We start from the raw sequence: 22,844 nt of genomic DNA on the forward strand, positions 1-22,844 counted from the left end.
GCGCCCGGCCGCCCGATCGGCGGCGGGCGCGCGACCATTCGCGGCCGCGAGGGGCCCGCGATCGATCGCGGTCGCCCCCCGCCTGCCCGCCATCTCACGCGCCAGGAGTTGCAAACCGGAGCATCCCCTCGCTATCGTGAACTCCTCTACAACCGAGGTGGGCGGGCGGCCGTCCGCTCGCTATCATGGAGTCGATGCGACGGCGGGGCATCGGGGGCGATCCCCCGCCCGCGACGTCGACGCGACGACCGGTCGAACGAACGGACGATTCACAGAGGGGACGGCTACGATGGGCAAGGGTGACAGGCGGAGCAAGCGGGGCAAGGTGGCTCGTGGGACCTTCGGCAAGAGCCGCCCCAAGGCGTCGACGCTTCGCAAGGCCAAGGCGGCCGCCGCGAAGGCCGCCGAGGCCCCGGCCGCGGCCCAGGGCTGAGGCCCTTCCGATCGCGGGGGCGGGGCGCCGCCTCGCCCCGCCGCGCCGACCCGACTTGAACGCGGCCCGCGATCTCCCGACGGGATCGCGGGGATGCCGGGGCCGAAAGGACGGACGATCGTAGGGACGGACGGAGCGAGGATCCAACGCACATGGCCAAGTTGCGCCTCCTGAAGACCGGGCACGGCGACCTCACGCTCGCCGAATGGGACAAGCGCCTCCCCGAGACCATCGAGGCCGCGGCGGCCCAGTTCGCCGAGCACGCCACCCCCGGCCGCATGGCCTTCCGGCTCGACGGGCCGGGCCAGACCCGCCTCATCAAGCAGTTCGACGCCACGGCCCCGGAGATCCTGATCGTCCCGGCCGTCCAGGGCGGCTGAGGGCCGGCGCATGATCCGCACCGGATACCTGCGCTGGGAGATCGAGGTCGCCGACGAACGCTGCGCGACCGACCCCTACTCCCGCGAGGTCGTCTTCCTCGCCCGGCCCACCCATCGCGTCGTCCGCGTCCGCACCACGCGCCACGCCGACGCCGCCGCGCGCTTCGTCCGCGGCGAGGCGTCCTATGACAGCGTCCTCCAGACCCTCGACGGCCGCCGGAGCGAGGTCGACCTGACCATCCCCGACGTCGGACCCCGCCGGTTCCGCTACTCCGAGTCCGACCGGACGAAGATGCTCCGGTACTGGATGGACAAGCTCCAGCGCGAGGCGTCGGCCTTCGCCTTCGAAGTCGTCGCCGTCGCCTCCTCGTTCACGCAGCTTGTCATCGCCAGCCAGGCCCTGAGGTCGGGCTACGCGAAGCTCGTGGAGAGCGAGATCTTCCGGGTCATCGAGGGCAAGAGCCAGCCCCAGGCCACCTCCGACGAGCCCGTCCGGGTCGACGCCGCCGACTACCAGCAGGGCGTCCCGGAACTCGTCGCCGCCGAGCTGGTCCGCGACGTCGTGGAGCCGAAGGAGTTCCACGAGTTCTGCCAGTTCGACTGCATCACCATCCTCAACGGCGACAAGTACTACCGCATCCCGCGCAAGACGCACGGGCTGATCGAGGTCTGGGACGCGAAGACCAAGCAGGCCATCTGCCGCCTCTGCGTCGTCTTCCAGGACCCCGGCATGCCCCCCTCGGACGAGGTGGTGATGAAATACCTCCTCGCCAAGCACCAGCCCGAGATGCTCCACCAACTCGGCGTCCGCTTCTCCCCCCCCAAGGGCCGCTTCGAAGTCACCTCGCCCCGTCGCTGGTCCCTCGACTGAATCCGCGCGCCTGATCCGCGATCCACGCGTCAAGCGTGGACGCGCTTCCGAGAGCCCTGGGAATGGGCGAGTACAAGCATGCCTTCTCCCTTCGTAGGAGAAGGGGGCTAACTTCTTCGCGGGGTCGTTTCGGACAGACTCACCACGAGTGGAGGAGGATGGCATTCCGCGCGTGGCGTCTAGCGTCGGGGCGAGGAAGGGCGGAATCAGCCTCGACTGACCGATTCGCTTCCCGCCCTCGGAACGGATCTCCGTGATTTCCCAAAATCTTGAAATCTGGCCGAACCGTCCGCGGAGCATGCCAGGAGTTGAGACGGTCCGTCGCTCCTTGACAATTCGGAAGATACACGGAGTCACGGGGCATCCCTGACACTAGAATGCCGGGTGAGTGCATGCGTGCGTTTGCGTCGCTTGCCCTCCGCTCGTCGACTAGCTTATAGCTCTCGCGGCGCCGCGAATGCGGCCCGCGCGACGCTTCGAAATGACGAACAGAGCCAACTCGATATCGCCGCAACGCCATAATACATTGGTACTAACACCATAAACTGAGGATGCGGGCGCGCGCGAACGAAGCCAACTTCGCGAGCGGGCCGAGTCACGGTGGGTCGTAGCCGCCGGGGTTCCAGGGGTGGCAGCGGGAGAGGCGTCGCAGGCCGCGGGCGAGGCCCCGGGCGAGGCCGTGCTTGCGCAGCGACTCGATCATGTAGTTGCTGCAACTGGGGTGGAAGCGACAGACGTTGCCCAGCAGGGGGCTCAGGGTCTTCTGGTAGGCGCGGATGGCGAGGACCAGCATCGCGACGATGGGTCGCGCGGGGCTCACGGCGAGGTCGGGGGCTTGGGCTTGTCTCGGCGAGGGGCGCGGAGGCGACGCGCGGCGTCGCGCGCCAGGACGGCCATCGAGGCGCGGGCGGCGTCGAAGTCGAGCTTCGGGCCCCGGGGGAGGACCACGAGGTCGACGCCCGGCGGGATGTCGGCCTTCGCCAGCCGGAACGCCTCGCGGATCAGCCGCTTGATCCGGTTGCGGGCGGTCGCCTTGCGGACCTTCTTCTTGGACACCGAGACCCCCAGGCGCGCGTGCTCCAGGCCGTTCTCCGCGCCATAGATGATGAGGTGGGCGTCGGAGACGGAGCGCTTGCGGTCGAAGGCGCGGCGGAAATCGGCCGGATCCTTGATGCGCTCGTGGGGGCGGAAGGTCAGGGTCCGCGGCGGGGTCGTCACGCGAGATGGTCCTCGTCGATCATGATCCGGGGGTCGGGCGGGTTCAGGTCGCAGCCGCCGGGCGAGCCGGGCCCCGCGCGATGTCGGTCGGCCCGCCGGCGCAGGTGCCAGATGGCCAGGACGCAAATGGCGCCGATCGTGGCCAGGACGGCCCCCAGCAGCCAGCCCACGGCGCGACGCAGGGGCTCGCGGGCCTCGGGATGGTCGCGGAGGAGCTTGCCCAGCCGGGTCTTGGGCGGGGGCCCGGGGTCGGGGGCTTGCGGCATGGGGGGCCCGTTCAAGAGGGTTCGTCGGCGTCCCGCGTCTCGGCCAGGGAGGAGAGGTCCTCGGCCAGGTGGGTCAGGTGGCGGTGCAGGTGGGACATCCGGTCTCGCAGCCGGAGGATGACCTCGACGCCCGCGAGGTTCACCCCCAGGTCGCGCTGGTAGCTGAGGATCGACCAGATCCGCCGGATCTCGGCGGGCTCGTAACCCTCGACCTCCCCCTCGCGGACGGATCGGACGAGTCCGAGCCGCTCGTAGCGGACGAGGATCTCGGTCGAGATCGACAGGTGCCGGGCGACGCTCTCTCGGTCGATGATCCGTTCGTTCATGGCCGGCTCGGGGAAAGTGGCGGGGGGACGCGCCTCGACTCGCCGAGGACGACGCTCACCAAAGGCCCTCACGCGGACGTTGCTCGTTCAGCTCGGCGAATCGGCGGATGAGCCGCTGGCTCTCCTCGTCGACGTTCCGGGGGGCGACGACCTTCACGACGACGAACAGGTCGCCGTCGGGCTTGCCGCCGGACCCCGGGACGCCCTGGCCCTTCAGCCGGAGCTTCTGGCCGCTGGACGTGCCCGCGGGGATCGGGACCGGCTTCATGCCGTCGAGCGTCGGCACCTCGACCCTCGCCCCCAGCACGGCCTCGGCGATCGTCAGCGGCACCTCCACCAGGAGGTCGCGGCCCTCGCGCCGGTAGTACGGGTGGGGCTCGATCGAGAGGATGATCGTCATGTCGCCGGCCGGCGCCCCCTTGGGGCCGGGCTCCCCCTGGCCCTTGAGGCGGAGCTTGGAGCCCTCGTCCACGCCGGGGGGGATCTTGACGGTCAGGTTTTCGACCTTGCCGTCGCCGCGCTGGACGGTGATGGAGGTCTGGCCGCCGCGGACGGCGGTGAGGAAGGGGATGGCCAGGTGGGCCTCGACGTTCTGGCCCTGGCGGGGCCTGCCGGCGGCGCGGCCGCCGCGCATCCGGCCGATGAGGTCCTCGAACAGCCCCGCGCCCCCTTCGGCCCCACCGACGCCGGGGCCGGCGCCCCCGCCGAAGCCGCCGAAGAACTCGGAGAAATCGACGTTTTGCTGGCCGGCGTCGCCGAACCGGGCCGACCACTCCGAGGCGCTGGTCCTGGGGCCGGCCGCGCCCATCCCCTCGAAGCCGGCGGCGCCGTAGCGGTCGTACATCGCCCGCTTCTCCTGGTCGGAGAGGACGTCGTAGGCCTGCTGGACCTCCTTGAACTTCTTCTCGGCCGACTTGTCGCCCGGGTTGACGTCCGGGTGGTACTGCCGCGCCAGCTTCCGGTACGCCTTCTTCACGGCGTCCGGGGCGGCGTCGCGCCCGACTCCGAGGACTTCGTAGTAATCTCGATCAGGCATAACGCTTTACGACCTTCCGGCCCGGGGGATCGATCCACCCTATTCTAGCCCCCCCCGGGAATGATTCAAGCGAGGCGGCCCCGGTCGCGATCCGCCGGCCCGAAGGCGGCCGGCAGGAGGCGGTCGAGCGTCGTCTCGATCGCGTCCGGCCCGTCGCAGGCGAGCACGACGAGGCAGTCGGGGTTGAACTCGTGGAGCACCTGCCGGCACGCGCCGCAGGGGGCGGTCGGCGTGGGGGTCGGCGTGTAGACCAGCACGGCGACGGGACGGGGGGGGGACTCCCCGGAGGCGACCAACTGGGCCATGGCGTTCCGCTCGGCACAGATGGTCAGGCCGGAGGAGGCGTTCTCCACGTTGCAGCCGGCGTGGACGTTCCCCGACCCGGAGAGCGCCGCCGCCCCGACGGGGAACCGGCTGTATGGGCAGTACGCGCGGGTGGCCGCGAGCTTGGCGGCCTCCAGGAGGCGTCGGCGGTCGTCGGGCTGAATGAACATACTTCGGAATCTCCGGGACGCAAGCCGCGATCCCCGCTTCGGGCGCGGCGTTTGCTTTCAGTCAATTAGCGTCGGGAGGCGAGCGGAGGCAATCCGCGGTCGCCGGATTCCAGGACGAATACGCACCGGGAGGCATCCATGGCACACACTCAGCGTTCCACCGTGGTCGGGGTCTTCGAGGACCGCCTGGCGGCCGATCGGGCCGTGGCCGAACTCAGGCGCGCGGGGTTCCGAGACGACCAGATCGGCGTGACCATGCGTCACACGGAAGAGCTGGCGGACGTCGCGGCGACCGCCGACACGGGCGATACCTATGCCGAGGAAGGGGGCGTCGCCGGCGTCCTGACGGGCCTGGGGCTGGGCGCCCTCGCCGGCCTGGGGGTCCTTTCCGGGGTCGTCCCCGTCATCGGCCCGGCCATCGCGGCCGGCACCCTGGGGGTCATCCTCTCCAACGCCGCGGCCGGGGCGGCCGTCGCGGGCCTGGCCGGCGTCCTGATCGGCTACGGCATCCCGGAGGAGGAGGCCAAGTACTACCACAGCGAGTTCGAGGCCGGGCGGGCCATCGTGACGGTCAACGCCGCCGAGCGAAGCGACGAGGCGCTCGCCATCCTGCGGGCGAACGAGGGATACGACATGAGCTCGCGCGCCACGATGGGCAACCGCGTCTGAGATCCCGCGGCCGACCGAGGCCCGTCCCCGATCTCCGGGGCGGGCCGTCGGCGTCCGGCGGGGTCTCAAGTCGCGGCGACCGCGTCGACGTCGGCGGGCTCGACCGCGACGACCCGATGGCAGAAGTCGCCGAAGGTCTCGCCGTCGCGCCCCTCCGACTTGAAGCGGGTCAGGACGGGAGCCAGCTCCGCGGCGATCTGGTCGTGCGGGACGTAGTCCTTGAAGACCACGTTGAGCCGCTCGCCGGTGGTCCGGCCGCCGAGGAAGATCGTGTACTTCCCGGGCTCCGGGATGCCGTCCTCGCCGATCCGGGCCGATCGACCGACCAGGCCGATATCGGCGTTATAAGGCCGGGCGCAGCCGTTGGGGCAGCCGGTCATGCGGACGGTCAGCCGCAGGTCGGCCAGGCCCTGGCGGTCCAACTCGGCCTCCAGCATGTCGATCACCGAGGGGAGGGCCCGCTCGGCGTCGGTCACCGCCAGGCCGCAGGTTGGGAGGGCGGGGCACGCCATCGACCAGCGGCGGACGGTCGACACGTCGTCGACCCCCGCGATCCCGTATTCCCGCATCCAGGCGTCGATCTCGTCGCGCCAGGCGGGCTCCAGGTCCATGAGCAGGATGTTCTGCTGGCAGGTCATTCGGCAGGGGGTCTGGTACTTCTCGAAGAAGGCCCGCAGACCGGCGAGCATCCGCGACGGCCCCTCGTCCTTGATCCGGCCGTTCTCGATGGGGATGCCGAGGAACAGCTTGCCGTCCCCCTGGTCGTGCCAGCCCATGTGGTCGTCCACGTCCGTGACGACGACGTCCTCGCGGTAAGGCTCCAGCGCGCGGCCGAGGTACTCCTCGACCCTGGCGCGGAAGGCCGGCATGCCCATGTCGTGGATGACGTACTTGAGCCGGGCCCGCTTGCGATCCGAGCGGTCGCCCAGATCCCGGAAGGCGCGGACGACCGCCTCGCCGACCGCCAGCACCCCGTCACGCGCGACGTAGCCCAGCGGCTCCGCGAGCGCCGCGAAGGTCTTCGACGCACTGGGGGAGGTCCCCAGGCTCCCCCCCGCGAGGACATTGTAGCCGACGATCGAATCGCCCTCGACGACGGCCAGGTAGGCGAGGTCGTTGGCGAGAACGTCGGCGCAGTTGTCGTCCGGGAAGGCGAAGGCCGTCTTGAACTTGCGCGGCAGGTAGGACTTGCCCAGGATCGGCTCGACGGGGTCGTCGCCGGGCTCGGGGAGCAGGGGGGGGCCGGCCGGGGGGAGGCTGTCGATCTTCTCGCCGTCGAGCCAGATGTCCCAGTACGCGGTGGACCGGGGGGCGGCGTGCGACGCCCAGGCCTGGGCGTCCTCGTTCAACTGCTCATGCTTGCGATCCTTGATCGGGGCGGGGCAGGCCAGGACGTTGCGCTCCACGTCGCCGCAGGCCGCGAGGGTGGAGAGGTAGTGCTCGTTGAGGTGCCGGATCACCACGCCGAGGTGCCGCTTGTCGACGCCGTGGAACTGGAATTCCTGCCGCGTCGTGATCCTGAGGGTACCGTTGCCGGCCAGCCGCGCCAGCTCGTCGCAGATGAGATACTGATGCGCCGTCATCCGGCCGCCGACCATGCGGAGCCGGACCATCATCATGTGCGCCTTGTCCTTCTTCTCCTTCTTCAGCCTCAATCGCTGGTCGCGATCGTCCTGGGCGTAGGTGCCGTGGAACTTGAGGATCTGGCCGGAGTCCTCCGAGAAGGCCGGTTCGTCGTCGACCAGCTCGTCGGCGATCATCCCGCGGAGGTAGGCGCTGGCGGCCTTCAGGGCTTCGTTCTTGCTCAACTTCGGCGTCGCGCCGCTGGCGTCGGTCGTCATCGTCGCACCTCGTGAAGACTCCGGGGAATCTTCACTATCATAGCGAATTTGGTCACGTATCCGCCAGGGGCGTAAGGCACCCGCCGAGACAGGCCCGGCGGGCGGGGGTGTCCCCTTGCTTACTTGGGGATTTCGGCGGCCGGCGGGGGCGCGGGGACTTCGATGGTCGTGGGGAGGGAGGAGCCGGCGTTGGCGGCTTCCATGCGCTTCTGGAGGGCCATCTGCTCGATGGCGCGGTTGAGGCCGCCGAGGATGACCTCGGTGTTGTCCTCGACCTCGGCGTTGGGGGGGGCCTGGAAGGCGAAGTCGGCGTCGGTGAAGGCGGGGGCGAACTGGACGTTGGAGTAGACGAGGCTCAGCTCGCTGGGCTCCTGCTTCTCGATGCTGGCCTTGGAGCCGATCTTGGTGCCGTCGAGGCCGACCTTGCGGGTGTCGACGGCGACGATCGAGTCCTTCAGGCCGTAGAGGTCCAGCTTGTAGGGCCAGCCGGTCTCCTTGTCGACGGTGAGGGTGGCGTGGCTGGGGATGTAGGACGGCAGGCGTCCCAGCGGCGGGACGGGGCGCTGGTCCGGCCCGGTGAGCCCCTCGCGGCTCCGCCAGGCGCCGTGGAAGATGTGGACGGGCCTGCCGTCGTACTCCCCCTCGTCGTGCTGGTCGAACCGGACGGCCTTGCGGACGCCGGAGAGGAGTGCGTCGGGCCCGGCGAAGCCCAGGCTGGCGAGGATCTGCTCCTTGAGCGTGGGGTCCAGCTCGGGGGCCTCCAGGCGTTCCAGGATGGGCTTCACGGAGATCTTGCGGTACGACTGGCCGTCGAGGACCTTCGAGTAATCCCAGAGGACCTCGCCGTCGGAGACCTGGAGCATGGTCCCGGACGAGCCCGGCAGGCCCTCGACGTCGAGCCGGAGGTACACGCGGGCGTCGGGGGCCTTGAGGTAGCGGCCCTTGATCCGGAACTTCTCCCCCAGCATCTTGACTTCCTGGGTCAGCTCCGCGGAAACGGCCTTGACGGCGGCGACCTTCTTGATCGCCTGGTCGATGAGGATCTCGGCCTCGGTGGGGGGCTCGTCCGGCTGGGGGGCCGGCGCGGCGCCCGGCGGGGCCGGGGCGGGCGTCGCGGGGGCTTGCGGCGCCTGGGGTTGCGTCGGACCGCCCGTGGCCTGGGCGCGGGCCGAGGGGACGGCCAGGGGGCCGGCGAGGGCCGCGGCGAGCACGAGCTGAAGGGCGATCCGGTTGATGCGCATGGTCGGGATGTACGCTATTTCTCAAGGGTATGGGGGCGACGCCCGATCATAATCCTGGGCGTCCGGAGACGCAAGTCCGGCAGGCGCCGCGGCGACGCGGCCCTGATCGAGGCGGCGGGTCCGCCGCCCCCGGGCCGAGTCGGTCGCAAGGGTCAGGAAGACACACATTCTCCCCGTCGCGGGCGGTCGCGAACAGGCCGCGGGGCGCGGGAGTTGGAGAGGATTTCCATGCAAACCATCGGAGTGCTGCTGCTGGCGGCGGCCGCCACCGGCGACGGCTTCGGCTACGGAGACGCGGGCGTCGGCCTGAAGAAATGGCTGCGCCCCCACGTCGTGCAGAGTTCGCACACGCCGCCCCCGGGCGGCCCGCAGTTCAACGCCGCCACCATGGGGGGCGGCCCCGGCGGAGCCGGCCCGGCCGCGGCCGGCCGCCGCTTCGTCAACACCAAGAGCCAGGTCTACTTCCTCGACCCGGACGGCATGACGATCTCCTGGCAGACCGGCGCCGCCCCCACCGGCGAGCGCGCCTACGGCGCCCCGCTGGTCGTCCCCGGCCGGTACAACTTCAACCAGGGGTACATCTACCGCCTGAAGCTCACCTCGATCGCGGGCCGGCCCAACGTCGCGCTCTATCCCACGATCGAGGTCGCCCCGACCACCCCCGCCACCGACGCCTACCTGGCGCACAACGCGATCCCGGTCCAGTTCACGGCCGAGGACTTCGACCAGGTCGTCGACGGCGGCAACTTCGTGACCAAGGTGATCTACCTGCCGGATCCGAAGTACCAGGAAGTGGCGGTCGCGGGCGTCGAGACGCTGGTCTCCACCCGGCTGGAGCCGGGCGTCGACCCGATCATCGAGGCCGACAAGCGGGGCACGATCCTGCTGATCGTCCGCCTCGGCGCCATCGACCTGGAGGGGGGGAGCTCGGCCGTCATCGGCGAGCCGATCGACGGGAACGTCACGCCGGCCCCGGTGATCTCCTCGCCCACCACGGGTGTCGTCCCGCCGGTCACCGAGCTGCCGCCGGGCGACCTCCCGCCGGGCGTGACCGCCCCGCCGGCCGCCGAGACCGTGCCGCTCGACGTCGCGCCCGAGCCGGCCGACGCGCCGGTCCCCCCGGCCCCGGGCGTCGACAGCCTGGACCTGGAACCCGAGGCGCCGGAATTCTGACCCGGCCCCCCGGCTGAACCAGGAGGCCCGCGACGCCAAGGCCCTGGCGCGATCGTCTCGACGACGACTCGCGGCGGGGCCTTCGGCGGGACGGGCCGCCCCGCGCCCCCCGTCCCCATCCAATCCCAAGCACGAGCAAGGATCGAGGCCGATGAGCCGATTCGCCGCACCACTCGCCCACCGGTGGATCCGAGGTGGGATCGTCGCCATCGCCCTGGGCCTGGCCGCCTGCTCGGTGGGGACGACCGCGATCGCCCAGGGGCCCGCGCCGTCGCCGACGCCCGTCGAGGCGCCCGCCGCGACCGACCCGGCCCCCCCGGCCGTCGCTCCCGCGCATTCCCCCGACCAGGCCGAGGCCCCCGGCCGCCCGATCCCCGACCCGAACGTCCAGCCGGTCCGCTTCCAGGGGTCGGAGGGGCTCGCGGTGGAGGTCCTGGCCCCGCGCCCGGCCCCCGCGAACGTCGGTGACGGCGGCGGCCTGCTGACCGTCGGCCTCAATCGCGGCGTCGGCTACCGGCTCCGCCTGTCCAACATCCCGAACCGCCCCGAGGCCGAGCTGTTCCCGGTCGTCCAGGTCGTCGGGCACCTGCATCGCCCCGCCGAGATCGACCCGGGCAAGTACCCGATCCGCGTCGCCTTCACCGACGAGGAGCTGTGGGACGTCGTCGACAGCGGTCGGCTCCTCACGAAGGTGATCTACCTGGAAGACCCCGACCAGGCGTTGCCGCTCAAGCTGCCCAAGGACCACGTCCCGTCGGTCGAGATCGGCCCGGCGGAGGACCCCGTCCGCGTGGCGGCGGCGCTGGGGCGCGTGGTGGCGATCGTCCGCGTCGGCGGCCGTCGGCCGACCATGGAGGAGATCCACGCCGGGGCCACCGGCGACTTCGCCCTCGACGGCATCGTCGCCATGTCCGGCGGGCGCTGCGCGTTCGCACGCGGCATGGATCCCTGCCCGCTGCCGAGCGGCCCGGCCTGCCCGCCGCTGGAGCCCGGCGCCCGGCCGACCCTCCCCCGCGACGAATACCTCTGCGACGGCGGCGACCGCGGCGACAAGGCGGCCGTCGGCCCCGCCGGCTCGCTCGCCGGCATCGACCCCCGCGACGCCGTGATCCGGTTCGACGTCGGCATCGACGCCCACCCCGACCCCAAGATCCTGCCGACCAACCGCGTCTGCATCTACGCGCCGAGGTTCGCCGAGATCCGGGTCGCGACCGGGACCGTCGAGAACGTCGAGGTCCGCGGCATCCGCCTGAATACCCTGGCCCAGAGCCCCGCCCAGGCCGAGAAGACCGACGACGTCCGCCGCCTGGTCCAGAACCAGGGCGCCCAGCTCGCCCGCGACCGCCGCCGGGCGCAGCTCGAACGGGGCCGGGTCTTCCCAGGCGTCGGCGCCGAAGTCCGCGCCGCGATGGGCTACGACAACTCCCAGGCCTTGAAGGTCGGCGAGCTGACCCAGTCGGCCCAGGTCGAGACCCGCCGGCAGGCGCCGATGATCGCCCGCGAGCGCGTGAAGCTGACGGGGATCAAGACGGTCGAGGCGCCGGTGGTGGCGGACCTGGTGCAGGGGACGGCCGAGGCCGTCGTCAGCCGCCCGACGCTGGAGATGACGGGCGTCGAGACCCCGCCGAACCGCCCCGGCCTGGCCGTCGTGAAGCGCGTGGACGTCTCCGAGGCCGAGCCCGGCGACGTGGTGACCTACGCGATCGCCTACCGCAACATGGGCAACACGCCGATCCGCTCGGTCGCCATCGTCGACAGCCTGCTCCCGCGGCTGGAGTACGTCCCCGGCTCGGCCAAGGGCCCCGCCGGCGCCCAGTTCCGCGTCGACGAGAACCAGGCCGGATCCACCGAGCTGCGCTGGGATCTCAAGGAGATCATCCCCCCCGGCGCCCAGGGCTACGTCTCGTTCCAGGCCGTCGTCCGCTGACGACGGCCCGTCAGGGCCCGGCGTCTTGAGGCATTTTCGAGACGCGCTGGACCGATCACGCCGGGACGACCGATGAAGGGGGATGGGGCGGACGCGGCCGATTTCGGGCCCGCCGCCTCGCCCCCCCGAGGTCCAGGATGGCCCGCGCGTCGTTCACCCTTCTCCTGATCGCGACCCTCGCCGCGACGGCCACGGCCCAGCAGCCCGCCGCCGACGTCACGGCCGCCGTGGACGCGTTGGCGCGGCGGCTGGAGGAGTTGGAGCGGCGCAACGCCGAGCTGGCCGAGCGCAACCGCTCGCTGTCGGAGAAGGTGGACGAGCTGTCGCGCCGGCTCGACGCGCCCCCCGCGGCGCCCGACCCGATCCCGCCGCCGCCGGCGCCTTCCCCCTCGCCATTCGCGCCGTTCTCGCCCGAGGACGAGCTGGACGCCGAGGCCGGAGTGGCCGAGCCGGCCGCGGCCCCCGGGGCGTCGAGGTTCGTCGACGAGGCCCCACCGGGATCGCGGTTCCGCGTCGGCGACTACGACGACGCCTCGGGGGAATTCGTCCTGGTCCGGCCCCACGACGCCCAGCGCGTGCCGTTCGAGCTGCGCTTCAACCTCATCACCCAGGCCCGGTTCCAGAACTTCTCGCGAAGCCGGGAATCGTGGGTCGACGCCGGGGGGGCGAGTCAGCCGATCCGGAGCTTCGATTCCATCGAGATCGCGCGCAATTTCGTGACCTTCAGCGGCTTCGGCATCGACCCCAGGCTCCAGTACACCGCCATCGTCTTCTCGTCCACGCCGATCAACGACACGGTATATCTGGGCTGGATCAACTATCGCTTCAGCCGGGCGCTCGACCTGCGGGTGGGGAACTGGCTGATCCCCGGCACGCGCGAGTGGTACGAGTCCTACCGATGGACGCTGGGCGCCGAGCGGCTGATGGCCACCACCTTCTTCCGGCCCAACATCAGCCCGGGCGTCTGGATCCAGGGGGAGCCGATCGACGGGCTGAACTACGTCGCGATGCTGGCGAACTCGAACAGCCGGTTCACGCAGGGGGTCGCCACGCGGGTCGGGTCGTCGCTGGCGTTCGGCGGGACCGCCTGGTACGAGCCGACCGACGACTACGGCGTGGGGGTCTCGGACGTCGAGTACCACGAGGGCCGCAGCTTCCGATTCGGGACCAGCCTGAACGTCGCCCGCGAGTCGAACCAGGGCTTCACCCTGGCGGCGATCCGCAACCCCGAGGACACGCTGATCCGGCTCTCCGACGGCACGCCGCTGTTCCGGCCGGGCGTGCTCGGCCCCGGGCTGGAGGTCGAGTCGACGCACCTCCAGCTATGGACGGTCGACGCGGCGATGAAGTATCGCGGCCTGGGGATCTCCGGCGAGTACTTCTTCCGCTGGCTGAACGACATCAACACCGTGGGGGGCCGGTCCCCTTACGGGTCGCTGTTCGACACCGGCGGCCTTCTCCAGGCCGGGTACTTCCTGAAGCGACACAAGCTGGAGGCGTTCGCCCGGACGTCGTTCGTGACCGGCCGGTTCGGCGGGGGCGTGGAGTACGGCGGGGGCGTCAACTGGTACCCCCGCGGCACCCGCGCCTGGCGCACCACCGCGGAGGTCCTGCGGATCGAGGGCTCCCCCGCCCAGAACTTCATCACCGGCTACCGCGCCGGCGAGACCGGCACGCTGTTCCAGCTCCAGTGGCTGACGGACTTCTGACGCCCCGCGGTCAGACCTCCGCCGTGGTGTAGAGCGGCTCCATGACGTCGCCGGCGCAGAGCCGCAGCGGGCGGCCGAGGCGGTCGCGAAGCTCGGTCGCGGGGTCGACGCCGAGGGCCTGGTAGACCGTCGCGGCGAGGTCCGGCGGGCCGAACGTCTTGGTCACGGCGTAGGCGCCCAGCTTGTCGGACTTGCCGATCACCTGGCCGCCGACCACCCCCGCGCCGGCGAAGACCGCCGGGAAGACCGCCGGCCAGTGGTCGCGCCCCGGGACCGCGCCGGGGGTGAGCTGGGAGATCCGGGGCGTGCGGCCGAACTCGCCCAGCATCACCACCAGCGTCTCCTCCAGCAGCCCTCGCGCCTTGAGGTCGTCCAGCAGGGCGGAGACGGCGCGATCGAGGGCGGGGAGGAGCCTGTCCTTGAGGCTAGGGAAGTTGGCGACGTGCGTGTCCCAGGTCTGGACGATCCCCATCGTCGCCTGGATCACGGGCACGCCGACCTCCACCAGCCGCCTCGCCGTCAGCAGCGACCGTCCGAAGATGTGCCGCCCGTAGCGGTCGATCAGCGCCGGGTCCTCGCGGTCCACGTCCACCGCCGCGGCGACCTTGCCGTCGCACAACATCGCCAGCGCGGCGTCCTGCTGGTCGAGGAAGGCGTCCCCCGCGACCGCGGGGGCGGCGGCCTGCGACAGCAGGTGCCGTCGCCGATGCAGACGCTCGGCGTCCAGCCCGTCGGGGAGGCTCAGGCTGCCGTCGCCGGCGTCGGGATTGCTGGGGTCGATCCGGAGCTGCCAGGGGTCGTGCCGGGGGCCGAGGAAGCCGGCGTCCTGCCCCGGCCAGGTCAGCGGGCCCTCGATCAGCTTCAGGGGGAGCGCCACGCCGTTGGGGACGCCATCCCCCTTGCCGCGGACGTAGTCGACGACCGAGGCGTAGTTGGGGAAGTCGTCGCGCGAGGCGACGCGGTCTAGGTCGCTCGCCCCGCGCGGGAACGAGGGCATCCCGGTCAGCACGTGATGCACGGCGACCAGGTGGTTCCCCTCGCGGTGCGACATGGACCGCACCACCGCGAGGTCCCGGGCCCGCGCCGCGAGCCGCGGCAGGTGCTCGCAGAAGTGGACGCCGGGGACCGCCGTCTGGATGGGGTTGAACTCGCCCCGGATGCCGTCCGGGGCGTCGGGCTTCATGTCGAACGAGTCGTGCTGCCCCAGCCCTCCGCTGAGGAGGATCACGATCACAGACCGCGCCCTCCCCGTCGTCCCCGCCGCGGCAGACGCCTTCCGCGCCGCCAGCAGCCCGGGCAGGGACATCCCCAGCAGCCCCGAACCCGCCTGCACGAAACCGCGCCGGGTCAGCCTCAATCCCGGGGCCTCCGACGTGTCACGTCGATTCATCGCCGTCCCCCCCACCGATCGGTAAGCGCGGATGTCCTGAATGGAACCTGGCCTGGATCGCCGAAGTTTAACATTTGATGGCGACCGTGCCAAGGCGGCGGTCGGGGCGGGGGAGGCTTTCGAGCCTGAATGTTTGTTAATGGTGGTCTTCCCCCTCGCGATGGCGCGCGGACGGTCGCCAGCCTCGACGCGGTCGCGTCCCGTCGCCTGATCGCCCCGTAGACCGGGCGTCGCGTCTCGCCCGACGGCCCCTCCGCGCCCGCTGTCGCGGACGATCGCCCGGGGATTCGGTTGGATCGTTGTTGAATCGGCCGCCGCGGCCGGGTATGGTTCCGAGAACCGACGACAGGCGCGCGCCCGTCGCCGATGAATCGTGGCGAAGGGGGACGGGCGATGATCCGCGTGCTGGGCGGTCCCAAGCGGCTCTGCGACGGCCTGACCCGTCGCGACCTGTTGCAGGTCGGCGGCGCGAGCTTCCTCGGCGCGAGCCTGGCGGGCCGGGCGAAACCGGCGGCGGCCTCGACCGCGCTGCCGAGCTTCGGCAAGGCGAAGTCGTGCATCCTCCTCTTCTTATATGGCGCGCACAGCCAGATCGAGACCTTCGACCCCAAGCCCGACGCCCCGGAGCAGATCCGCGGCGAGTTCGGCTCGATCCCATCCAACGTTCCGGGGCTCGACCTCTGCGAGGGCCTGCCTCGCCTGGCCACGGTGATGGACAAGGTGACGGTGGTGCGGTCGGTCTCGCACCCGTTCCCGGTCCACGGCGTCGCCTACGCCACGACGGGGAACCCGTCGATACCGCTGGCGATGGAGCTGTCGCCGCGCGACCCGGCTCACTGGCCGTACATCGGATCGGTGGTCGATTACCTCGACGGCCAGGCGGCCCGGCCGGCCGGCCGCCAGTCCGAGGTGCCGCGCAACCTGCAACTGCCGTTCGCGTTCAGCAGCCAGCGCATCGGCGAGGTCGCCCGCGCGGGGCCGTTCGGCGGCTTCCTCGGCCAGTCCTACGACCCGATCTGCACCGAGTTCGTGGGGCAGGGGACCAAGAAGGCCAAGAAGACGCTGGCCTCGCTCTCCTGGGACGACTACGAGCTTTACCGCGGGATTACCCCGGAGAGCCGGTTCCGCCTCGGCGGCCTCGGCGGGGGCAACGTGGTCATCGACCAGCTCGACCGCCGCAAGACGCTGCTCCAGCAGCTGGAGGACGTCCGTCGCGGCGCGCCGGACCCCGGCCTGGATCGCCATCGCGACATGGCCCATCGCCTCCTCCAGTCGGAATCGTTCCGTCGCGCGTTCGACCTGGACGAGGAATCCTGGGACACCAGGAACCTCTATGGGATGAACCTGTTCGGCCAGGCCACCCTCACGGCCCGTCGGCTCGTCGAGGCCGGCGGCCGGTTCGTCTCGGTCTTCTGGGATGAATACGGCCTGGCCGGCACCGGCTGGGACACGCACTGGGACCACTTCCCGCGGATGAAGTACGAACTCCTCCCGGGGCTGGACATGACCCTCTCCGGCCTGCTGCTTGACCTCGACCGTCGCGGCCAGCTTGACGAGACCCTGGTGGTCCTGCTGAGCGAGCACGGCCGCACGCCGCAGATCGGCAACGTGCAGGGGGGCGGGCGTGACCACTGGTCGCGCTGCTACTCGATCGTCATGGCCGGCGCGGGGGTGGCGAGGGGGAACGTCGTGGGCAAGTCCGACAGGATCGGCGGCGACGTGGTCGACCGCCGCGTCTCGCCCAAGGACGTCCTCGCCACGATGTACCACCTGCTGGGCATCGACCCCGAGACGATGCTCCACGACCGCCTCGGCCGCCCGATGACCCTGGTCCCCGACGCCGAGGTCATCCCCGAGGTCCTCGCCTGACCCCCTCGACGCGCGGGGGCCGACCTTGCCCGGTTCGGGGGGGGCCGTTACCTTGATAGCCGACCGCGGGCCCGACCGTGGGGCCCGCGCCCTCCCCCATCCGCGTCGAGTCCCCTCCGTGAACCCCCCAACCCCGAGCCCGGTCGGCTGGCGAAGGCCGATGGTCCGCGCGCTCAAGGGGGCGGTGGGCCTCGCCATCCTCGCGTTCGTGATCCGCCACGTCCTCCGCACCTGGGACGAGCTGGGCCGCGACCAGGCCGAACTGACGTTCCGCCCCGGCTGGCTGACGCTCTCGGCGCTGTCCTACGTCGTCGGCCTGCTGCTCTGCGGCGAGTTCTACCGCGACGTCGTGAACCGCGGGCCGACGCCCATCTCGCGGTTCGGGGCCCAGCGGGCCTACCTGGTCAGCCACCTGGGGAAGTACGTCCCCGGCAAGGCCATGGTGGTCGTGATGCGCGCCGCGCTCTCGAAACCATACGGGGCGCGGGCCTCGACGTCGGCGGTCGCGACGTTCTACGAGACGCTGGCGATGATGGCCTCCGGGTCGCTCGTCGCGGCCGCGCTGTTCGCCGCCGGGGGGGATTCGCCGGTCGTCCCGCTGAGTCGGCCGATCCTGGGGATGACGGAGATCCGCTCGTTCCCGCTGTTCGCCATCGTGTCGTTCGGCCTGGGCGTGACGCTGCTGGCGATCGTCTGGCCGCCGTCGTTCCGCAAGGCGACCGGGATGCTGCTGCGCAAGGTCCCCGGGGTGGGCTCGGACGCCGCGCCCGCGATCGACGGCCGGCTGCTCGCGCGGGGACTGGTCCTCACGGGGGTCTCCTGGCTGTTCCTGGGGCTCAGCCAGGTGGCCGCGGCGCGGGGGCTGGCCGGGCCGGACGCCGCGACGATCGGCCTGGACGCCGTCCCGGTCGCGACGGCGAGCGTCGCCCTGGCGATGGTGGCGGGCTTCGCCGTGGCGGTCGCGCCCGGGGGGCTCGGCGTGCGCGAGGGGATCCTGATGTACGCGCTGGGGCCGGCGTTCGGCCCGGCCCTGGCGACGGCCTCGGCCCTGGCGTTGAGGTTGTCCTGGGTCGCGGCGGAGTTGCTCGCGGCCCTGATCCTGGTCCCGATGGGGGCCGCCGCGGCGAAGACCGTCCCCGCCGCCGAGGCCATCCAGGAGGCGGTCCCGTTATCGGAAGCCCCATGATCAGCGTCGTCATCCCGGTCTATAACGAGGAGGAGAGCCTGCCGATCCTCCACGGCGAGCTGGACGCCGCCTTCGCCCGCCTGGGCGCCGAGGTCGAGTTCATCTTCGTGGACGACGGCAGCCGCGACGGTTCCTGGCGCGCCATCGCCGAGATCGCCGCCCGCGACCCCCGCGTCGGCGCGATCCGCTTCCGCCGCAACTTCGGCAAGGCGTCGGCCCTGACGGCCGGCTTCCAGCGCGCCCGGGGCGACCGCGTCTTCACCCTCGACGCCGACCTGCAGGACGACCCGGCGGAGATCCCCCGGTTCCTGGAGCGGATCGACTCCGGCCTGGACGTCGTGAGCGGCTGGAAGCGCACCCGCCACGACCCCTGGCACAAGGTCTACCCCAGCCGGGTCTTCAACGCGATGGTCAGCCGCCTGACCGGCTGCCGGCTCCACGACCACAACTGCGGCTTCAAGGCCTACCGCGCCGAGGTCATCCGCGAGGTGGGCATCTACGGCGAGCTGCACCGCTTCGTCCCGGCCCTGGCCCACGCCAGGGGGTTCCGCGTCGGCGAGATCGAGGTCAACCACCGCCGCCGCGAGCACGGCCGGTCCAAGTACGGCTTCAGCCGCTTCCTCAAGGGCTTCCTCGACCTGCTGACCGTGGTCTTCCTCACGCGGTTCCGCCAGCGCCCGCTGCACGTCATCGGCGGGACGGGGCTGGCGCTCTCGGCGCTCGGCGTGCTGGGGATGGTCTACCTCGCCCTGCTCTGGGCCTTCGAGCACTCCATCGGCGAGCCCACCCAGCCGATCGGCGTCCGGCCGCTGCTCTCCTACTCGATGTCGTTGCTGATCGTCGGCGCGCAGCTCTTCAGCCTGGGCTTCCTGGCCGAGCTGGTCACGTCCTACGGCCTCCGCGCCTCGGACACCTACAGCGTCGCCGAGACGATCGGCGCCGAGGGCCGCGACGTCGCCGCCCCGCCCGCCCCACCCCCCACCTCCGAGGCGCCATGACCCCGCCCGACCACGACCCCGAGGCCACGCCGAAGGACGTCCCCCCCCCCGGCCGCGAGGCCCGACGCCTCCTCGGGATGCTGCTCATCGCCTCGGCCACGGCCCTGGCGCTGGGCTGCCTGCTCCGCCAGCCGACCATGATGGGCGCCAACGACATCTCCCGCTGGTGCACCGTCTGGAGCCTCCTGGAACGCGGCACCTACGTCATCGACGAATGCCCCTGGCACGCCGAGACCCAGGACAAGGTCCAGATCCCCGCGATTCCCGAGCGAATCGGCCCCGACGGCGAGCCGGTCAAGCACTACTACTCCAGCAAGCCGGCCCTCCTCCCCACGCTCATGGCGGGCATCCTCTATCCCGTCCGCGCCGCGACCGGCGTGCCGCTCGACCGCGTGACGCTCCAGCAGCGCGAGCCGCGATGGTCGCAGGTCCCCGACCCCGACAACCCGGGCAAGGTGAAGGGGGTGCTCACCACCCCGGACCAGCCGGCGAAGTGGCCGGTCTACATATTCTATTTCAAGCCGATCCTCATCCTGCTGAACATCGTCCCGTTCTGGGGCTTCCTGCTCCTGCTCTCGCGGCTGCTCGACCGCCACGCGCGGACCGATTGGTCGTGGGCCTACACGCTGTTCGCCGCGGCGTTCGGCACCTTCCTGCTGCCGTACACCCAGACGCTCAACAACCACACCATCGCGGCGTTCTCGGCGTTCTTCGCGCTCTACCTCTTCATAAGGATCTGGGACGACGGGGCGGGACGCCCCTGGCGGTTCGCGCTGCTCGGCCTGCTGGCGGGGTTCACCGCGACGTGCGAACTCCCCGCGCTGGCGTTCCTGGCGATCCTCGGCCTGCTGCTGATCGTCCGGTTCCCGCGGCCCACGCTGGCCTGGTTCACGCCCGCGGCGATCGCGCCGCTGGTCGCGCTGATGGCCTGCCAGTACGCGGCGTTCGGCGCGTTCAAGCTGGCGTACGAGGAGTTCGGCACCGACGCCTACATGTTCGAGGGGAGCCTCTGGCGGACGCCGATGGAGCTGGACGCCCTGAACCTGCCGTGGACCGACCCGGCGGAGGCGGAGCGGCGCGGGATCGTCGGGGAGTCGTACGCGACGTACCTGTTCCACATGACGCTGGGGCATCACGGCTTCTGGTCGCTCTCGCCGATTTTCCTCGTCGCGGCCTTCGGGCTGGTCGGCCTCCTGCGGCGTCGCGGGGCGCTCTCGGCGGTGGCCTGGATGAACCTGGCGCTCACGATCATCCTGCTGGCGTTCTACACCTGGAACCCCAAGGCGCGGAACTACGGCGGGTCGGCCCAGGGCTTGAGGTGGCTCTTCTGGCTGATCCCGTTCTGGCTGCTGATGCTCCCGCCGGCGCTCGACGCCATCGCGTCGCGGCCGTGGCCCCGGCGGCTGGCGACGCTGGCCCTGTTCATCTCGGTGATGTCGGTGGGCTACGCGATGCGGATGCCGTGGACCCATCCCTGGATCCAGGACATGATGGAGCACCTGGGGCTCTATCCGTTGCCCAGGTGAGCCGGCCGCGCGGCGAGGGAGACGACCACCCGCGTCCCCTCGCCCGGCTCGCTGCGGATCTCGATCGAGCCGCCGTGCGACTGGACGATCGACCGGCAGATGGGGAGGCCCAGGCCGGTCGAGGTGAACCGTCGGGGCCGGGCGGCGTCCACGCGGTAGAAGCGCTTGAAGAGCTTGGGCAGGTGCTCCGACGGGATCCCGATCCCGTCGTCCGCGACCGTGAGGCGGGCCTGCCCGTCCTCGAGCGCGAGCGAGACCTCGACGCGGCCCCCGGCCGCGTTGTACTTCACCGCGTTGTCGATCAGGTTGACCGCGACGCGGTGTAGCTGGTCGTGGTCGCCGTGGACGACGCACGGCGTCAAGTCCTCGGCGACGAGCCGCGGGCCGAGCTTGTCCGCGACGGGCGCCATCGTCGCGAGGGCCTCCAGGACGACCTCGTCGAGCCGGGTGTCCTCGAACGAGGGCCGGACCTGGGCGTCCTCGCGGCAGAGGGTCAGCAGGTCGTCCGTCAGCTGGGTGAGGTGCTCGATCTCCTCCAGCATGCTCTCCAGGGTCCGGCGGTACTCGGCCGGGTCGCGATCGGCCAGCAGCGTGACCTCGGCCTCGCTCCGCATGGCGGCCAGGGGCGTGCGCAGCTCGTGGGCGGCGTCGGCGGTGAAGCGCTGGATCTTCTCGAAGGAGCGCTCCAGCCGCGCGATCATGCCGTTGAGGGTCCGCGCCAGCCGGCCCAGCTCGTCGTCGGGGTTGGGGGTGGCCAGGCGGTGGTCGAGGCGCGAGACGGTGATCTGGTCGGCCTCGGCGGCCAGCCGTTCGACGGGCGCCAGCGCCTTGCTCGCCAGCAAGTATCCGCACCCCAGCGCGGCGAGCAGGAGGACGGGGCCGGTGGCCGCGAAGACGCTCCGCAACTCGCCCAGGTGCTCCCGGTTGATGTCCGTCCCCATCGTCGCCTGGACCAGCAGCGAGGCGTGGGGCGTCTCGATCCACTTGCTGCACATGCGGGCGCGGCCGATCCCCGCGACGACGACGTCCTCGTAGACCTCCTCGCCTGGCGCCTTCGGCGGGGACGAGGGGCGGGGGAGGCCCACCTCCGCGATCCGTTCGGAGCGGAGCCAGGCCCGGTCGCCGGCCTCGCTCACCTGCATCTCGAACGCGGGGTGGCTGCGGAAGAACGAGGCGAGGTGCTCGCGCAGCGTCGCCGCGTCCCGCATCCGCTCGATCTGCTCCTCGATCACGGCGACCTGGTGCTCCAGGTTGTGGTCGGTCCGCCGCTGGAGCACGCGGGCCATCAGCAGGTCGACGGCCCCGGCGAAGATGATCAGCACGGCGGCGAGCACGGCGCCGTACCACAGCGTCAGCCGCCACCGGATCGGCAGCCGGGCCGTCATCCCTCGTCCTTCAGCATGTATCCGACGCCCCGCACCGTGTGGATCAGCGCCGGGCGGTCGGGCCGCTCGATCTTCTTCCGCAGCAGGGTGATGTAGACGTCGATCGTGTTCGTCGGGGGCCCGGACCCCTCCTTCCACACCCGCCGGCCGATCATGTCGCGGGTGACGGGGGTGTTCTTGTGGCGGAGGAGGAATTCCAGGAGTTCGAACTCGCGGCGGGTGAGGTCGATGTCGACGCCGCCGCGGGAGACGGTCCGCTCCAGCAGGTTCATCTCCAGGTCGTCGGCCCGGAACGACAGCTCGCGGCTGACGACGTCGCGGCGGATCAGGGCGCGGAGGCGCGCGACCAGCTCGGCGAAGGCGAACGGCTTGACGAGGTAGTCGTCCGCGCCCGCGTCGAGCCCCGCCACCCGCGCGTCGACGTCGTCGCGCGCGGTGAGGATCAGGACCGGCTTGTTGAACCCGTCGGCGCGGAGCGACCGCAGGACGTCCATCCCGTCGCGACGGGGGATCATCAGGTCCAGGACCATCGCGTCGATCAGGCTCGACCCGGCCAGCTCGTAGGCGGTCTCGCCGTCGGAGGCCGTGAGGATCTCGTACCCCTCCTCGCGGAGCCCGCGCTCCAGGCTCTGGAGCAGCTTGGGCTGGTCCTCGACGACAAGCAGGCGCGGCATGACTCTCCCTCGTACTCGGGTCGGACGCCCGCCGACCTCGGGGCGACCCCACGGGGCGCGCTCGCGGACCAGGCCGCGGCACCCGCGTCCCAACCCCCTCTAGAGTACCGAGGCGAAGCGCGATGGTCACGCCGGGCTGGCGCTTTTCCTCCCGGGGGCGCGGCGCGAGGGGCGATTCACCGCGGCGAGTTTGAGGATTCGGTCGAGAATCGCGGCCCGGGCGACGATAAGG

Annotated in this window: 22 protein-coding genes; 11 read left to right on the forward strand and 11 right to left on the reverse strand. The window is 71.4% G+C overall.

Features of this window, described 5'->3' with window-relative positions; translation table 11 throughout:
- The first annotated feature begins 289 nt into the window (after nt 1–289).
- From WG209_RS04120 to WG209_RS04130, 3 genes are all read left to right on the forward strand, one after another.
- Nucleotides 290–433, forward strand: a complete 144-nt coding sequence (locus WG209_RS04120) for a 30S ribosomal protein THX (RefSeq protein ID WP_337173739.1) — start codon at nt 290–292, stop codon at nt 431–433.
- 152 nt (nt 434–585) lie between these two features.
- Nucleotides 586–813, forward strand: coding sequence for a hypothetical protein (locus tag WG209_RS04125; protein WP_337173740.1), 228 nt, complete (start codon nt 586–588; stop codon nt 811–813).
- Nucleotides 814–823: 10 nt separating this feature from the next.
- Nucleotides 824–1,684, forward strand: coding sequence for a hypothetical protein (locus WG209_RS04130; RefSeq protein ID WP_337173741.1), 861 nt, complete (start codon nt 824–826; stop codon nt 1,682–1,684).
- Between the two features lie 595 nt (nt 1,685–2,279).
- Here the strand turns inward: WG209_RS04130 and yidD are convergent.
- The 6 genes from yidD to WG209_RS04160 form a co-directional block, all read right to left on the reverse strand.
- A complete protein-coding gene (yidD, locus tag WG209_RS04135) occupies nt 2,280–2,504 on the reverse strand; it encodes a membrane protein insertion efficiency factor YidD (protein ID WP_337173742.1) in 225 nt (74 codons plus the stop codon).
- The gene (gene rnpA / locus WG209_RS04140; protein ID WP_337173743.1) at nt 2,501–2,902 is read right to left on the reverse strand and encodes a ribonuclease P protein component; all 402 of its coding nucleotides are present in this window, start codon (nt 2,900–2,902) and stop codon (nt 2,501–2,503) included. Before rnpA ends, yidD begins: the two co-directional genes overlap by 4 nt.
- Nucleotides 2,899–3,168, reverse strand: coding sequence for a hypothetical protein (locus WG209_RS04145; RefSeq protein WP_337173744.1), 270 nt, complete (start codon nt 3,166–3,168; stop codon nt 2,899–2,901). The genes rnpA and WG209_RS04145 overlap by 4 nt, the downstream gene beginning before the upstream one ends.
- Before the next feature lie 11 nt (nt 3,169–3,179).
- Complete coding sequence (locus WG209_RS04150) at nt 3,180–3,494, reverse strand: chaperone modulator CbpM (protein ID WP_337173745.1); 315 nt, start codon at nt 3,492–3,494, stop codon at nt 3,180–3,182.
- Between the two features lie 55 nt (nt 3,495–3,549).
- Nucleotides 3,550–4,530: a DnaJ C-terminal domain-containing protein gene (locus WG209_RS04155; RefSeq protein WP_337173746.1), complete on the reverse strand. Its 981-nt coding sequence runs from the start codon at nt 4,528–4,530 to the stop codon at nt 3,550–3,552.
- 65 nt (nt 4,531–4,595) lie between these two features.
- Entirely contained in the window at nt 4,596–5,024 is a 429-nt protein-coding gene (locus WG209_RS04160; protein WP_337173747.1) for a cytidine deaminase, read from the reverse strand.
- 138 nt (nt 5,025–5,162) lie between these two features.
- On the opposite strand from WG209_RS04160, the gene WG209_RS04165 reads away from it, so the two are divergent.
- Nucleotides 5,163–5,693 (forward strand): general stress protein, encoded by a 531-nt coding sequence (locus WG209_RS04165; RefSeq protein ID WP_337173748.1) that lies wholly within the window; start codon nt 5,163–5,165, stop codon nt 5,691–5,693.
- A gap of 65 nt (nt 5,694–5,758) precedes the next feature.
- On the opposite strand, the gene WG209_RS04170 is transcribed toward WG209_RS04165, so the two are convergent.
- Both WG209_RS04170 and WG209_RS04175 read right to left on the reverse strand, forming a co-directional pair.
- On the reverse strand, nt 5,759–7,534 hold the full coding sequence (locus WG209_RS04170) for an NADPH-dependent assimilatory sulfite reductase hemoprotein subunit (RefSeq protein WP_337173749.1): 1,776 nt from the start codon (nt 7,532–7,534) through the stop codon (nt 5,759–5,761).
- A gap of 119 nt (nt 7,535–7,653) precedes the next feature.
- Complete coding sequence (locus WG209_RS04175; RefSeq protein ID WP_337173750.1) at nt 7,654–8,775, reverse strand: hypothetical protein; 1,122 nt, start codon at nt 8,773–8,775, stop codon at nt 7,654–7,656.
- Nucleotides 8,776–9,003: 228 nt separating this feature from the next.
- Here WG209_RS04175 and WG209_RS04180 point away from each other — a divergent pair, with 228 nt between their 5' ends.
- From WG209_RS04180 to WG209_RS04190, 3 genes are all read left to right on the forward strand, one after another.
- Nucleotides 9,004–9,948 carry a hypothetical protein gene (locus WG209_RS04180; protein ID WP_337173751.1) on the forward strand — a complete coding sequence of 315 codons (945 nt, stop codon included), beginning with the start codon at nt 9,004–9,006 and terminating at the stop codon, nt 9,946–9,948.
- A 151-nt stretch (nt 9,949–10,099) separates the two neighbouring features.
- Nucleotides 10,100–11,875, forward strand: coding sequence for a DUF11 domain-containing protein (locus WG209_RS04185; protein WP_337173752.1), 1,776 nt, complete (start codon nt 10,100–10,102; stop codon nt 11,873–11,875).
- A 137-nt stretch (nt 11,876–12,012) separates the two neighbouring features.
- Nucleotides 12,013–13,584: a bZIP transcription factor gene (locus WG209_RS04190; RefSeq protein WP_337173753.1), complete on the forward strand. Its 1,572-nt coding sequence runs from the start codon at nt 12,013–12,015 to the stop codon at nt 13,582–13,584.
- A gap of 10 nt (nt 13,585–13,594) precedes the next feature.
- Here WG209_RS04190 and WG209_RS04195 read toward each other — a convergent pair whose 3' ends face one another.
- Nucleotides 13,595–14,974: a DUF1501 domain-containing protein gene (locus WG209_RS04195; RefSeq protein ID WP_337173754.1), complete on the reverse strand. Its 1,380-nt coding sequence runs from the start codon at nt 14,972–14,974 to the stop codon at nt 13,595–13,597.
- A 393-nt stretch (nt 14,975–15,367) separates the two neighbouring features.
- On the opposite strand from WG209_RS04195, the gene WG209_RS04200 reads away from it, so the two are divergent.
- From WG209_RS04200 to WG209_RS04215, 4 genes are all read left to right on the forward strand, one after another.
- Nucleotides 15,368–16,843, forward strand: a complete 1,476-nt coding sequence (locus WG209_RS04200; protein WP_337173755.1) for a DUF1501 domain-containing protein — start codon at nt 15,368–15,370, stop codon at nt 16,841–16,843.
- 118 nt (nt 16,844–16,961) lie between these two features.
- Complete coding sequence (locus WG209_RS04205) at nt 16,962–18,029, forward strand: lysylphosphatidylglycerol synthase domain-containing protein (protein ID WP_337173756.1); 1,068 nt, start codon at nt 16,962–16,964, stop codon at nt 18,027–18,029.
- On the forward strand, nt 18,026–19,027 hold the full coding sequence (locus tag WG209_RS04210) for a glycosyltransferase family 2 protein (protein ID WP_337173757.1): 1,002 nt from the start codon (nt 18,026–18,028) through the stop codon (nt 19,025–19,027). Before WG209_RS04205 ends, WG209_RS04210 begins: the two co-directional genes overlap by 4 nt.
- Nucleotides 19,024–20,553, forward strand: coding sequence for a hypothetical protein (locus WG209_RS04215; protein WP_337173758.1), 1,530 nt, complete (start codon nt 19,024–19,026; stop codon nt 20,551–20,553). The genes WG209_RS04210 and WG209_RS04215 overlap by 4 nt, the downstream gene beginning before the upstream one ends.
- Here WG209_RS04215 and WG209_RS04220 read toward each other — a convergent pair.
- Both WG209_RS04220 and WG209_RS04225 read right to left on the reverse strand, forming a co-directional pair.
- Nucleotides 20,535–21,938, reverse strand: coding sequence for an ATP-binding protein (locus WG209_RS04220; RefSeq protein WP_337173759.1), 1,404 nt, complete (start codon nt 21,936–21,938; stop codon nt 20,535–20,537). The genes WG209_RS04215 and WG209_RS04220 overlap by 19 nt on opposite strands.
- Nucleotides 21,935–22,612, reverse strand: a complete 678-nt coding sequence (locus WG209_RS04225; protein WP_337173760.1) for a response regulator transcription factor — start codon at nt 22,610–22,612, stop codon at nt 21,935–21,937. Before WG209_RS04225 ends, WG209_RS04220 begins: the two co-directional genes overlap by 4 nt.
- Nucleotides 22,613–22,844 lie beyond the last annotated feature (232 nt).

The organism is Paludisphaera sp. (assembly GCF_037189885.1).
Taxonomy (GTDB): Bacteria; Planctomycetota; Planctomycetia; order Isosphaerales; family Isosphaeraceae; genus Paludisphaera.